14 protein-coding genes and 3 pseudogenes are annotated in these 12706 nt (G+C 38.0%); 12 read left to right on the top strand and 5 right to left on the bottom strand.

Translation table 11 applies throughout. The features are described from left to right. The 8 genes and pseudogenes from AB1279_RS24465 to AB1279_RS24430 form a co-directional block, all read left to right on the top strand. Nucleotides 1–178, top strand: a pseudogene (locus tag AB1279_RS24465) (nicotinate phosphoribosyltransferase); the annotation flags it as partial. Between the two features lie 297 nt (nt 179–475). Next, entirely contained in the window at nt 476–1789 is a 1314-nt protein-coding gene (gene murC / locus AB1279_RS24460) for a UDP-N-acetylmuramate--L-alanine ligase (RefSeq protein WP_429753532.1), read from the top strand. Between the two features lie 239 nt (nt 1790–2028). Continuing rightward, nucleotides 2029–2582: pseudogene (locus AB1279_RS24455) on the top strand (GNAT family N-acetyltransferase). 140 nt (nt 2583–2722) lie between these two features. After that, a complete protein-coding gene (locus AB1279_RS24450; RefSeq protein ID WP_429757945.1) occupies nt 2723–3277 on the top strand; it encodes a GNAT family N-acetyltransferase in 555 nt (184 codons plus the stop codon). Nucleotides 3278–3339: 62 nt separating this feature from the next. After that, on the top strand, nt 3340–3750 hold the full coding sequence (locus AB1279_RS24445) for a PH domain-containing protein (RefSeq protein ID WP_429757946.1): 411 nt from the start codon (nt 3340–3342) through the stop codon (nt 3748–3750). A gap of 83 nt (nt 3751–3833) precedes the next feature. After that, nucleotides 3834–4106 (top strand): hypothetical protein, encoded by a 273-nt coding sequence (locus AB1279_RS24440; RefSeq protein WP_429757947.1) that lies wholly within the window; start codon nt 3834–3836, stop codon nt 4104–4106. 24 nt (nt 4107–4130) lie between these two features. Beyond that, nucleotides 4131–4292 (top strand): hypothetical protein, encoded by a 162-nt coding sequence (locus tag AB1279_RS24435; RefSeq protein WP_429757948.1) that lies wholly within the window; start codon nt 4131–4133, stop codon nt 4290–4292. 29 nt (nt 4293–4321) lie between these two features. After that, a pseudogene (locus tag AB1279_RS24430) lies at nt 4322–4896 on the top strand (histidine phosphatase family protein). A 297-nt stretch (nt 4897–5193) separates the two neighbouring features. Here AB1279_RS24430 and AB1279_RS24425 read toward each other — a convergent pair. Further along, the gene (locus AB1279_RS24425) at nt 5194–6162 is read right to left on the bottom strand and encodes an FTR1 family iron permease (RefSeq protein ID WP_429753539.1); all 969 of its coding nucleotides are present in this window, start codon (nt 6160–6162) and stop codon (nt 5194–5196) included. A gap of 546 nt (nt 6163–6708) precedes the next feature. On the opposite strand from AB1279_RS24425, the gene AB1279_RS24420 reads away from it, so the two are divergent. Further along, the gene (locus tag AB1279_RS24420; RefSeq protein ID WP_429761585.1) at nt 6709–7830 is read left to right on the top strand and encodes a PepSY-associated TM helix domain-containing protein; all 1122 of its coding nucleotides are present in this window, start codon (nt 6709–6711) and stop codon (nt 7828–7830) included. 159 nt (nt 7831–7989) lie between these two features. On the opposite strand, the gene AB1279_RS24415 is transcribed toward AB1279_RS24420, so the two are convergent. The 4 genes from AB1279_RS24415 to AB1279_RS24400 are packed head-to-tail and all read right to left on the bottom strand — an operon-like array spanning nt 7990 to nt 11580. Further along, nucleotides 7990–9234, bottom strand: a complete 1245-nt coding sequence (locus AB1279_RS24415) for an NAD(P)/FAD-dependent oxidoreductase (RefSeq protein WP_429757951.1) — start codon at nt 9232–9234, stop codon at nt 7990–7992. Further along, entirely contained in the window at nt 9231–9563 is a 333-nt protein-coding gene (locus AB1279_RS24410; RefSeq protein ID WP_336484393.1) for a (2Fe-2S)-binding protein, read from the bottom strand. Before AB1279_RS24410 ends, AB1279_RS24415 begins: the two co-directional genes overlap by 4 nt. After that, nucleotides 9560–9832: a (2Fe-2S)-binding protein gene (locus AB1279_RS24405; RefSeq protein WP_429753542.1), complete on the bottom strand. Its 273-nt coding sequence runs from the start codon at nt 9830–9832 to the stop codon at nt 9560–9562. Before AB1279_RS24405 ends, AB1279_RS24410 begins: the two co-directional genes overlap by 4 nt. A 23-nt stretch (nt 9833–9855) precedes the next feature. Further along, nucleotides 9856–11580 (bottom strand): sigma-54 interaction domain-containing protein, encoded by a 1725-nt coding sequence (locus AB1279_RS24400; protein ID WP_429761586.1) that lies wholly within the window; start codon nt 11578–11580, stop codon nt 9856–9858. A 324-nt stretch (nt 11581–11904) separates the two neighbouring features. On the opposite strand from AB1279_RS24400, the gene AB1279_RS24395 reads away from it, so the two are divergent. The 3 genes from AB1279_RS24395 to AB1279_RS24385 all read left to right on the top strand — a co-directional run. Beyond that, nucleotides 11905–12144 (top strand): FAD-dependent oxidoreductase, encoded by a 240-nt coding sequence (locus AB1279_RS24395; RefSeq protein WP_429761583.1) that lies wholly within the window; start codon nt 11905–11907, stop codon nt 12142–12144. Further along, nucleotides 12120–12290, top strand: a complete 171-nt coding sequence (locus AB1279_RS24390) for a hypothetical protein (protein ID WP_429761582.1) — start codon at nt 12120–12122, stop codon at nt 12288–12290. Before AB1279_RS24395 ends, AB1279_RS24390 begins: the two co-directional genes overlap by 25 nt. After that, nucleotides 12283–12706, top strand: a 424-nt coding sequence (locus AB1279_RS24385; protein WP_429761581.1) for an NAD(P)/FAD-dependent oxidoreductase, incomplete at its 3' end; no start/stop codon positions are given. The genes AB1279_RS24390 and AB1279_RS24385, both read left to right, overlap by 8 nt.

The following is a 12706-nucleotide window of genomic DNA, read 5'->3' as shown; positions in this document are numbered from 1 at the left end:
TGATATTTATGGCGTCGGAAGCAGCTTATTAAAAATGAACATTGGCTTCACAGGTGATAACGTAGAATTGAACGGAAAACCGGAAGCGAAAGCGGGACGTAAATATCGTCCAAATCCACGCTTAGAGCGTGTTCAATTGCAAAAAAAAGAAAACATGGAACAAAGTGAAACTATATAATTAGGAAGTTCATCCCTCATGTAACTGCGTTGTTTTTTGCAGAATGTTGAGGTGGTGGAGAGTTAATTTTATATAGTGGAATAAGCGGATAAACTGGTAGGGAATTGACCCTATCAGTTTTTCTGTTATCATAGTATAACGGATTGATTTTTGCTATAATAAATTTGTTGTGGACTTAAAAGAGAGCATGAACGTGATTATAAGGAATTCGAGATGATTACCAAAATAAAAAGAAAATCATATACTGTCTTATAGATAGACCGTTGGAATAGTTCGAAATGTTGGAGGTTCTTTAAGATGACAGTTTACCATTTTGTAGGAATTAAAGGGACAGGGATGAGTGCTTTAGCGCAAATTTTACATGATATGAATCATACTGTTCAAGGTTCTGATGTAGACAAACGTTTTTTCACGCAAACAGCGTTGGAAAGTCGTGGGATTTCTATCCTGCCTTTTGATAAAAATAATGTTGAAGAAGGACAAGTGATTATCGCAGGAAATGCATTCCCAGATACACATGAGGAAATTGAAGCCGCAAAGGAATTAAATTTACCTATTTATCGTTATCATCATTTTTTAGGCGAATTTATGAGTAAGTATACGAGTGTCGCTGTAACTGGCGCTCACGGAAAAACATCAACGACAGGTTTGTTATCTCACGTAATGCAAGGAGCAAGCCCTACATCTTGTTTAATTGGTGATGGAACAGGACTTGGAGTAGAAGATAGTAAGTATTTTGTATTTGAAGCGTGTGAATATCGTCGTCATTTCTTGTCATATCATCCAGACTATGCAATTATGACAAATATTGATTTTGATCATCCAGATTATTTTGCAGACATTAATGATGTATTTAGTGCGTTCCAAGAGATGGCACTGCAAGTGAAGAAAGGTATTATTGCGTGTGGTGATGATGAAGAACTTCAAAAGATTCATGCGAAAGTACCAGTTATTTTCTATGGATTTGGCGAAGATAATGATTTCCAGGCACGTAACATTCAAAAAAGAACAGATGGTACAGTGTTTGATGTCTTTGTTCGTAATACGTATTATGGAACGTTCCAAATTACAGGTTACGGCAATCATAGCGTGCTAAATGCATTGGCAGTTATTGCTCTTTGTGATTATGAAAACATTGATGTCGAAGTTGTGAAACATCAGTTAACAACATTCGGTGGTGTAAAGCGCCGTTTTAATGAAAAGAAAATGGGTGAGCAGGTCATTATTGATGATTACGCACATCATCCAACAGAAATCAACGCGACAATTGAAGCTGCTCGTCAGAAATACCCAGAACGTGAAATTGTAGCAGTATTTCAGCCGCATACATTCTCTCGAACACAAAAATTCTTAGATGAATTTGCAGAGAGTTTACGTAAGGCAGATCAAGTATATTTATGTGATATTTTTGGTTCTGCTCGTGAAAATAAAGGAGAATTAACAATTCAAGACCTGCAGCAACGCATTGATGGTGCAGAGCTTATTACGGTTATGACAACAGAAGTATTAAAGAAACATAAAAACGGCGTACTTATTTTTATGGGCGCTGGTGATATTCAAAAATTTGAAGCTGCTTATGCGAAGGAAGTACAAGTGGCAGAGAAGAAGTAAGAAGAAATGACGTGCAATTGGCACGTCATTTTTTTGTTGATTTAGAATTAGCTCTAAGTAAGGTGGAACAGTGAAAGTTAAGAGAGAATATAATATATACAATTGCAGGCGTTCTTTGTTCCTAAGAGCTGTTTGTATTAAAAAGTAGAAAAAGAGTTTTTTGCTAAGTTGTTATTTCTTTCGGAAAAATCGTGATTTTAAGTGTCAGAATAATGAGAAAAAGATAAGGGGATAGGAAAATGTTTACATTACGCGTTGATGACGAAATCTCATTGCAATTATTAGAAAAGCAACATAAAGATGAACTGTACGAATTAGTGGATAGAAACCGAGAATATTTCCGAGAATGGCTTCCATGGGTGGACGGCACGAAATCAGCTGAAGCGTACAATGGACTCTGTCCAATGTGGCTGCATAATTTCGCAGATGGAGATGGTTTTGAAGCGGGTGTACGCTATAAAGGAAAGCTCGTTGGGTGATTGGGATTCATCCGGTGAGTAGGGCGAAGAAAGCGACAAGTATTGGATACTATCTTGCGGAAGAAGCAAGTGGAAAAGGAATTATGACGCGAAGTGTAAAGGCTGCGCTCCGTTATGCTTTCGAAGAATTAAAATTAAATAAAGTTGAAATTCATTGCGGAGTAAATAATCAAAAGAGCCGTGCCATTCCAGAACGCCTCGGCTTTAATTTAGATGGAATTATGCGTGATGGAGAATGTTTATATAATCAATTCCATGACATTGCCGTGTATAGTATGCTAGCAAGAGAATGGAGAGAGAAGCGTATGAAATGACGCTTCTTTTTTTCTGAATTTATCAATAATTGATAGTATAAAAAAATAGAAAAAGAGTTTTTTGCTAAGTTGTTATTTTTTTCTAGAAAAATCGTGATTTTAAATGTTAGAATAATAAGAAAAAATAAGGGGATAGGAAAATGTTTACACTACGCGTTGATGATGAAATCTCATTACAATTATTAGAAATGCAACATAAAGATGAATTATACGAGTTAGTGGATAGCAATCGAGAATATTTACGAGAATGGCTTCCATGGGCGGATCGCACGAAATCAGCTGAAGGGTACAATGAAATCTTTCCAATGTGGCTACATAACTTCGCGGATGGAAATGGCTTTGAATCAGGTATACGCTATAAAGGAAAGCTCGTTGGGATGATTGGGATTCATCCGGTGAATTGGGCGAAGAAAGCAACAAGTCTTGGATACTATCTTGCGGAAGAAGTAAGTGGAAAAGGAATTATGACGCGAAGTGTAAAGGCTGCGCTTCGTTATGCTTTCGAAGAATTAAAATTAAATAAAGTTGAAATTCATTGCGGAGTAAACAATCAAAAGAGCCGTGCAATTCCAGAGCGGTTAGGTTTTCACTTAGATGGAATTATGCGTGAGGGAGAATGGTTATATGATCATTTTCAGGACATAGCGGTGTATAGCATGTTAGCAAGAGAATGGAGAGAGAAGCGTATGAAATGACGCTTCCTTTTTTCTGAATTTATCAATAATTGATGGTATAATATGGATAAGGAGTGATGAAGATGGAATTTTACGTGAAAAAAAATCCAATTATGATACTGCTTACTGTCATTATGCTGCTGCTTGTTGTAATCTCTCCTATCATATCATTTATGATGAATGAGAAAGGTTGGCTGACAGGACTTGCAGCAGGAATCTTATTTTTAGCTGCAAATATTATTCCTATTTCTGAAATGTTTGTATTCCAGCATAAAGTCGTTGATGGAGAATTAATAACAGGACATTGGCTGACAAAGAAGAAAATTCCGACTGTAAGCATTCGTACTATACGATTTGTGGGAAGAAAAAAGAATAATTTAGAAATCACGTACGGTAGTAATTTTGAAGTGCATATGATTACACTGCCAAAAGAGAAAGAAAAATTCATGGAGCTGCTTTTGCAAGGAAGTCCTTATGTGAGAATAGAAAATTAAATATATGGTGAGAAATCTTTTAAGCAATAGAATGAATAGAGTATGTCAGTTTTCATCAAGTGTGTAATCCAGGAGGTCTCTATATGAACATTCGTTGGCACGAATCCAATTATCGCGAGGATCATATGATTTTTGATACGCTATGGGAAGCTGAGGAATGGAGCTACTCCATAAGTAATGACATATATACAGGTGCATTTGATGGATATACAACTCCAGATAAGAAAGTCGTCTATGTTTTGGCCTTTCGCTTGGCAAGTGCTCCGCGATTTCATGTTCATACGGATACAGTTTGGCTTGGGGATAACATTATGTATAAGGTATGGGTTACTCCATCTGCTCATGCAGAAGCTTGAATAGAGTGAGGGGGGGGCAATACTATGTTTGGTATTTTTTCAATTTTAGGACTTATTTTTTATATTGCAGTCGCAGTCTTTGCGGTATACGTTGTGGTGGCTGTATTAAAGAGGATGAGAGAAAGAAATGAATATTTAAAAGATATCCGAGATGAGCTTAGGAAGAGGAATGATACTTCGAACTAAGTTCATTTTTGATAATTTGGAGGTTTCATATGACTAAAATAGGTATAATCCGTCACGGAAGTACACCGTGGAATAAAGAAGGGAGAGCACAGGGGAGTTCAGATATTTCCTTGATCAAGCTGGATTATCAGAGGCTTATAAACTTGCGGAGCGCTTGCGTAAGGAGAATTGGGATTTCATATATTCTAGTGATCTATTAAGAGCGAAGCAAACTGCCGAAATTATAGGAGAAAAAATTTTGAGTATCCCTCTTTATTTAGAACCTAGGCTTCGTGAAGTAGGCGGAGGACAGATTGAAGGGACAACGGAGGAAGAGAGAGTTTTAAAATGGGGACAGAATTGGAGAGAGCTAGACTTAGGAATTGAAAGTGCTGATAGTGTAATCACAAGAGGTCTTTCGGTAATTGAAGAGATAGCCTCTAAACATGATAACAAAAATATATTAATCGTTAGTCATGGTGCATTCATTCGACATCTTCTAAAGGAACTAGTACCGCATTTGAATATGGTAGAATCTCCGAAAAACACGTCTCTAACTAAACTTATAAAAGCAAAGAATGGCTGGGAGCCAGAACTATATAATTGTACAATTCACTTAGAATAGAGTGTGATATTTCATCTAAAATCGGCAAGGATACCCCACTTCAATCGTGTGAAGGGCGTAGCCAAACGATAAGTGGTGGGTAGTTGACTCAAGATTACTAAAGTGAAATCTCCATCAATGGTTTTTTTTCATTCCACATTGCTGATTGATTGAAGCAATTGCCCATTAATGCAGGATAAACAATTCCAAAGAAGATTAAACAGCCACCGAGTTCTGATAGAATATCAAATCTCGATGGCTGATTAATCTTTTTTATAGTTGCTTACTTGATAGGAATAGGTAGACCTCTTTTTGTTTTTATGACACTGCTTGCGTTTGTCGTTTCATTGCTTTTCGTTTTGTTAAATAACGAGCAGCAAAGTAAGAGCCTAATACATAAATTACAGCTATAACTTGAGCTGATAATGTCTCAACTGTTGGGAATATACAGAACCAAACCCCCATCCAATCAGGGAAATGAATATTGATGGTAGTTGTACTAATCCATCCTGCTAGTTGCATCTCTTGTACGGTTTCTCCCACCATTACGGCCAAGACAACCACTAAGAGACCGCCTGTAAATACCAACATTTTTTTATAAGGAAGACGGCGATGAGCTAAAAAGGTCAGAACTCCCACTATCATCGTTAACGCTAACCCAATCAGTGCTCCTTGTAAGATAACATCAGATCCCACTTTTAATCGTAAATTTTGAAGGAAAAGAACGACTTCAAAACCCTCACGATAAACCGATGTAAGACCTAGTAGGAAAAGAGACCAAAATGTACTCTTTGCCACACTCTCACCATTATTTCCGGTTATTTTTTGTTTCTTACGATTATGTAGGTTAATCCAACCCTGCCAATAAATCTTATGAAAGAACCAGTTCATGATAATACATAAAACAATAACAGCTAGAATTCCTGTTGCAGCTTGAATATGAAGCTCCGATGCATTCACAGAAGAAATAATCCCTACTACAATAAACCATGTAGCAATTGTGGCTAAGAAGGATACCCCCGCTCCAGCAGAAATGGGCTTCCAATAGTTATCTTGTTTCTTACGCACTAAGCCAGAGATAATTGCTGATAATACTAAAATAGCCTCTAATCCTTCCCGAAAGATAAGGATAGCCGTATTTATGATTGCAGCACCTGGCGTTATATCTTTAGCGGTAGGATCAGGATTCCCTTGATAATTCACTCCCTGCCATATGATGACACCAATTACTACCAACAAGGAAAACGATATAAGAATGGTTTTGAGATTTAAAAATTTTTTAAGCAATGAACTTCCCCTAGTATATCTAAAAATGATAATGATAATCTTTATCAATAAAAACTAGATTAATCTTAATCCCGCATTTTTTATTTGTCAATGAAAATTTTTGCAATGTGCTATCGCCGCCAAAGCATCACATTTCCTACACTAAGCTATGATTTTATGAAAATATATTTCAAACGGTTTTTTTAGTTTACAAAAATGTCTGTTTTTATCACATGAATAGGCTTTAAAAGGCATACATTGCTAGCTATATTTCAGGTGAAAGTGATATTGAAATTACTGCTTTGAAAAGGGCTGAAAAATCATGAATCTTGAGATTTATCCCGTATTAACGGGCAGTAAGACCCTCCCTCAAAATTCAGAGAGAAACGAGGAAGATAAGTGGGGGATAAAAACTTAAGGTAAGGGTGTGAAAAAATAATCCTCTTTTTGTTGTGGGAACAATTATATTTGAACTTTTACTCTATATTTTGAATTTTTACATATTGACAATGATAATCATTATCTTTAATATTAATTTGACTTTTCATTTCATTAAGGGGGACTTTTATGAAGATTCGCAGTATGGTTAGAAAGGTTCATTTATACCTTAGCATGATAGCTGGTATGTTTATTGTGCTAATTGGATTGACTGGAAGTTTGCTTGTCTTTGACAACGAATTAAATCGTATGATTTATCCTGATTTATACAAAATAACTAAGGGTCAACCGGTTACATATCAGAAAGCCTTGCAAACTGTAGCAAGCACATACCCAAAGGGAGAAATTCAGCGTGTGTATACGCCAGATGATCCACACTCTCAAGGGGTTTATTTGTTTAATTTGAAAGAAGGAAAAGGGACGAAATCTGTATATGTTGATCCGGGGACCAGTAACATAAATGGAGAATTAGGGGAAAAAGCGTTTTTTAATCAAGTAAAAGAGATTCATTATCATTTACTTCTTAATGATTTTAACGGTAAAGAAATTGTGGGTATTATTGGATTTATTTTCTTTTTTATTAGTTTATCTGGGTTGTATTTATGGTGGCCTGGAATTAAAAAATGGGCACGCGGTTTTGTTATACGGCGTAGTAAGAATACATATGTAAAACAGTATGATATACATAAAGTCATTGGAATCATTGCTATGCCAATTTTATTAGTGGTTTCATTAACAGGGGCACTTTTTACATACGATAAGACAATTTTTGGGTGGATCGGAGCGAAAACTAGTGTCATGCCATCGAAGGAGAAACTTATTTCTAAGCCTCTTTCAGGAGGAAAACTCCCTCTTGATTCCTTGTTAGGTGAAGCTGAAAAGGCAGTTCCTCAAGGGACTATTACGCAAGTAAGGATGCCTGTGCAAGCGAAAAAAGGAAAAGCAGAAGGTGCTGTGGAAATTCGTTTGAGTCGTCCATACGATCCAGGGAATGGGAATGTGAAAATATGGGTTGACCAGTATAGCGGGAAAGTGTTGGCTAAACAAGATCCAAAGGTGGATGATGGATTGACGTATCAGACATGGCTTAAACCACTACATACAGGAACGTTTGGTGGTTTATTTACAAAAATCTTATATGTTATTGGTGGTCTTACACCATCAATTTTAATGTTTACTGGCACGTATATGTGGTGGCACAAGAAAAAGAGTAAGCGAAAGCCAAAACGTTCTTCAGTAACTGCAGCATAACTGATGAAGAAAAAATTAGAGCAATTAAGAAAGCTCAAAAAGATTTAGGTGAGTCTAAAGGCAATAGTGGTTCTTTATAATACGTATAAATTCCGCTAACGAGCGTTATGTAAATAAGAAATCCCGTCAGAACAAAGACTGACGGGATTTTTCATTTCATTACACAATTTGTTTGGGAGTTTTCCCAGTGCTGTCATTTGAATAGAGACGTTCCCAAAGTTCGTTCATTTTGCTTCTGCCGCTATCAATCCCAGGATTGAATTGGATTGCAGCTTGCTTGCGAACAGTACGGACATGCTGCACAGATTGTTGTAGTTTTTGGTCAATTGTGTTCGATTCTTTTCCGGCATGTTTGGCGATTGACAATCCCGCCGTTGTTCCTTGAGCCATGGCAATTTTGCCACTTTCAATCCCGGTGATATTCCCGGCTACAAATAGTCCATTAAGAGGAGTTTCCATCATCTCTGAATGGTGGGGCACGTGACCGCCAAGTTCAGGAATGTATTGAAATGGACATCCGGCAACAGCGGCAAGCTCTGCCAGCGGGTACAAGCCGCCTGCTATACAGACAAAATCCGCTTCGTGAATAGTTTCAGACCCTTCAATAATATTGCCATTTGCATCAATATCGGCGACGCGTACTCCTTCCACTTGATCTGTACCGATAATTTCGAGTGCTGCTTTCCGAAGTTGAAGGGGAGTACCGTTCACTTTCATGCCGTTTTTCGGATAAAAGTTTAAAGCAACTTTCCGCATCCAGTCATTTTTCATGAAACGGCTCCCGATACGTAATAACGGTGATGGAGCGAGATGAGCTGCGTTCAAGAGCGATTTCATAACCTCTTCAGGCTCACCAGCTTTTTGACTAAGGACACTTTTTTCAGGGAGTACAATTCGATCAACTGTTATGCCAGCTAGTTGTAATTCATTTAAAATCGCAAATGCTAAAATATTTGCTCCGATAAGGATCCCTTTTTTGCCGACTTGGACGCGATGAACATTTGTCATGACTTGAGCTGCGCCAATGGACATTACACCAGGAAGGGTCCAACCAGGCAGCGGGATAGAGTACTCGGCAGCTCCAGTCGCAATTAGTACAAATGGTGCTTCTAGCGTACCTAAGCTCGTATGTACATTCCATAGGTGGTTTTCTTTTTCTAAATTGTAAACAGACACACCGCAGCGAATATCGACCGATAATTTTTTCGCTTCTTGATGAAGGCGCTCTGATTCTTTTATGCCATTCCACCATTCACCGGAAGGTTCTTGATGAAGTTGTCCTAGTAACCTGCCGCCTGGTTTTATAAATTCATCAATAACAGTCACTTTGAGACCAAAGCTCGCACATGCAATAGCTCCTGCTAATCCTGCTGGGCCCCCTCCAATTACAATGACATCAATCATCGCTTTTCCACCATCCTTCTTACAATATTCGGATGCTGTTTGCCGCTTTCAACAATCATATCCTTTTCGACAACTGTTAAGCAGGCTCTTACGTTTGCTTGATCATTGACAGTTACACGGCACTCTAAGCAATGACCGATATTGCAATAAATACCTCTAGGTGTCCCGCTATCTTCGTGAACGCGCAGTTTTCGTATTCCGTTTGCCAAAAGAGCCGCCGCAATCGTTTCATTTTCATATGCTTCATATTGAATTCCGTCAAACTGAAAGGAAATACGTTCTCTATCATCTAAATTCCCTAAAATGGGATGGTTCATGATTCTAGTCATTGATTTTCACCTACTGTTCCAAAGGTTACCGGCCGAATTGGGGGCTGATATTTTAACGGAATTTCACCAGGTGACACATTAGGGATAACACTTTCAATAATTCTATCTAATGTCGGCCTGCATGTGCGGCCGCCGCAAAAGCCCATTCCTGCTCGTGTTCTTAATTTTAATTCTCTTGCTGTGCATGTATGTTGATCTGCCGTTTTCTGAAGTTGTCCGTAAGTAACTTCTTCACAGCGGCAAATCACAATGCTCTCTTTGTTAACCATTTGAATTCCTCCTCGACAGTCTTTCATAAAAATATTATGCAAAAAATGTGCCAATGCAGAGGAGGAAGAGGATTAATGTAGGCCGAGCGCTTCAAACGATTGTATAAAGTGGCTCTTGTGATACCAAGTTGTTTCGCGCACTCTAATTTATTTCCATCTAAGATCTGTAACGCTCTTTCGATTACTTTTCTCTCGTGTTGATCCATTTCTTCTTGTAGTGATAAGATGGTTGAATCATTTTCTTGAAGTACATTAGATACAGTCTTTGGTGTGTTTTCAAAGTTGATACTATTTGGATGAAAGGGTAAATACTCTCTTTTTATTACGCCATCTGTTGCAAATACGATGAGCCGTTCTATGACATTGCGAAGTTCGCGAATATTGCCAGGCCAATCATACCGAAGCAGTTCATGCATGACTTCTGGAGGAAACTCATGAATTGGCCGCTGATAGCTCAAAGAAAAATCATGTAAAAAGTAATGGGTTAATTCGATAATATCTTCTTGCCGCTCTCTTAAAGGAGGGATGTGCAAACTGACTACGTTCAATCGGTAATATAAATCTTCACGGAATTGTCCTTTTCTCATTAATTCTTGTAAATCGCGATTTGTAGCAGCGATGATACGGAAGTCGATATTGATTTCTTTTTCTCCACCAACGCGATAATATTTCCGCTCCTGCAGCACGCGTAGGAGTTTTACCTGCATTTCGAGCGGCATTTCACCTACTTCATCAAGAAATAATGTACCGCCTTTTGCTAGTTCTATTTTTCCTTTTTTTCCTTTACTATCGGCACCAGAGAAAGCACCCCGTTCATATCCGAATAGCTCACTTTCAAATAAAGATGCTGGTATCGCGCCGCAGTTAATTGAAATAAAAGGTGCTTTCGGCATTTCACTTGCCTCATGAATTGCTTTCGCAAACACCTCTTTTCCGACACCGCTTTCGCCTAATATGAGAACAGTGGATTTAACAGAACATACTCTTCTAGCTAAATCCACTGTTCTTTGCAGGGTGGTACTTTTTCCTTTAATAGATTGAAATGGATCAGATGAATCCTTATATTTTGCTACTTCTTGTTCTAAACGGTGTACTTCGTTGGACATATTAAATAATTTCTCATTCAGTACGACTTGATTTGTGATATCCGTTTCTGAAACGACTGCCCCGATAATCTGACCATTAAAATAAACGGGATTAGAGTTGATTATGACAAACAAATCAGACCGAGGCTGATGGTGCTGTCCTGCAATACTTTTCCCTTTATGCAGAGATTGCAAGATTTCTAGATTTTTATAGTCGAAAAAATCCGTAATTGGTTGGCCGATTATATTTTCCCGCTTGACTGAAAAAATTTTTTCTGCGCCTTCGGTCCATGTGCAAACATGCTCGTTATCATCAATGACTGTGACTGAAGAATCTGTTGTTTGAATGACAGTTTCATAAAATGCTTTTAATTGATTGTAAGAGTTATGAAGAAAATGGATCATTTGAGCGGCTGTTATACAGCCTATTGGATTTTTGGTTGTATCAAGAATAATTGCTGTGGAATGCTGATTAAACGCCTCAATCAAGGTGAAGAATGGATCATCTTCATATACGATTTTGCATGGGAAATCAAGCGTTTCTGTTGTTGAACGATAATAAAATTCACCGTTTTTCTGTTCAATCTGATGTTTATCGAACGGTGTATCGATTAGAAGATGTTTTATTATTTCTTTTACTGACGGTAATGAAAATATAGTGATCCTCCTCCTGCGCTGTAAAAAATGATTAACACTGTAAAAAAAATTATACACCAATTAGCTGAATGTTTAAAATATTTAAACAGAAAATTTCATTCTATGAAATGAGAGTAAAACTGCTGTGTTTAGAAATTGAGGAACTGAATCAGGAATGAATCCTGGTGATAGGAACAAAAATTTGAAAGCACAAAAGTAATTTCTTTTCCCTCTGAAATTTTCCTGTTCGATGCGAGTCGCCGTCACTTGCACCGAACCGTCAGCCGGGATGAAGTAATAGTCCATTGTGATAGTTTCACATGAATTGGCACACGAATTGCATTTTAGATAATGAGGCCATTTCATCGAGAGGAGGAATGTGATGTGAAACATTGTGACGTGTTAGTCATTGGCGGGGGAATTATTGGCTGTTCGATTGCCTACTATGTTTCTAAGTATGGAAGAGATGTAACGATAATTGAAAAAGGGAATTTGTTAGTGGCACGTCTTCACGATGTGACGGCAATATTTTGGCGATTGATAAAGACCCGGGTTTTGATAGTCAGATGTCGTTGTTTAGTCAGAAATTAGTGGATGACTTAAGCAAAGAATTGGAGTATCCATTTGAATATCGAGCACCAGGAAGCATCCTTGTTTGTGAGTCGGACGAGGAGATGGAAGCGGCACAGAAATGGGTGAATCGTCAAAAGCTGCGGTTTACCATTTCGAATGCTTGACCGGCAGGATATTCGGCAGGAGTCCCCCTTTTTTGCAGATGATTTATTAGGTGGGCTAGAATGCGCCACTGATTCTACGGTTAATCCTTATCTCTTAGCTTTTTCACTTTTGGAAGACGCAAAAAAACTAGGAGCTAAAGCTTTCAAGCATACAGAAGTAAAACAAATGAAAAAAGAAGAAAGTGGTTCATTTACTGTAGAAACGACAAACGGAGTTTTTACTGCGGATCATGTCGTCAATGCGGCAGGAGTATGGGCGCCTCGAATAGGAGAGATGCTTGATCTTTCCATACCAATTGAACCAAGAAAAGGGCATATCATCGTTGCCTCAAGGCAGCAGCATGTAGGATCTCGAAAAGTAATGGAGTTTGGTTACTTAATTTCTAAGTTTGGTGGAAAGCGTCGTGTTGATCCAC

The organism is Bacillus sp. S14(2024), from assembly GCF_050473785.1.
Lineage (GTDB): Bacteria > Bacillota > Bacilli > Bacillales > Bacillaceae_G > Bacillus_A > Bacillus_A yunxiaonensis.
The sequence above is the reverse complement of the archived record's forward strand: the minus strand, read 5'-3'. Positions and strand labels throughout refer to the sequence as shown.

What these genes read in the sequence shown, in the direction of transcription:
- murC (WP_429753532.1), top strand. Translation starts at nt 476, where the DNA reads ATGACAGTTTACCATTTTGTAGGAATTAAAGGGACAGGGATGAGTGCT.
- AB1279_RS24450 (WP_429757945.1), top strand. Translation starts at nt 2,723, where the DNA reads ATGTTTACACTACGCGTTGATGATGAAATCTCATTACAATTATTAGAA.
- AB1279_RS24445 (WP_429757946.1), top strand. Translation starts at nt 3,340, where the DNA reads ATGGAATTTTACGTGAAAAAAAATCCAATTATGATACTGCTTACTGTC.
- AB1279_RS24440 (WP_429757947.1), top strand. Translation starts at nt 3,834, where the DNA reads ATGAACATTCGTTGGCACGAATCCAATTATCGCGAGGATCATATGATT.
- AB1279_RS24435 (WP_429757948.1), top strand. Translation starts at nt 4,131, where the DNA reads ATGTTTGGTATTTTTTCAATTTTAGGACTTATTTTTTATATTGCAGTC.
- AB1279_RS24420 (WP_429761585.1), top strand. Translation starts at nt 6,709, where the DNA reads ATGAAGATTCGCAGTATGGTTAGAAAGGTTCATTTATACCTTAGCATG.
- AB1279_RS24415 (WP_429757951.1), bottom strand. Translation starts at nt 9,234, where the DNA reads ATGATTGATGTCATTGTAATTGGAGGGGGCCCAGCAGGATTAGCAGGA.
- AB1279_RS24410 (WP_336484393.1), bottom strand. Translation starts at nt 9,563, where the DNA reads ATGACTAGAATCATGAACCATCCCATTTTAGGGAATTTAGATGATAGA.
- AB1279_RS24405 (WP_429753542.1), bottom strand. Translation starts at nt 9,832, where the DNA reads ATGGTTAACAAAGAGAGCATTGTGATTTGCCGCTGTGAAGAAGTTACT.
- AB1279_RS24395 (WP_429761583.1), top strand. Translation starts at nt 11,905, where the DNA reads ATGAGGCCATTTCATCGAGAGGAGGAATGTGATGTGAAACATTGTGAC.
- AB1279_RS24390 (WP_429761582.1), top strand. Translation starts at nt 12,120, where the DNA reads ATGTCGTTGTTTAGTCAGAAATTAGTGGATGACTTAAGCAAAGAATTG.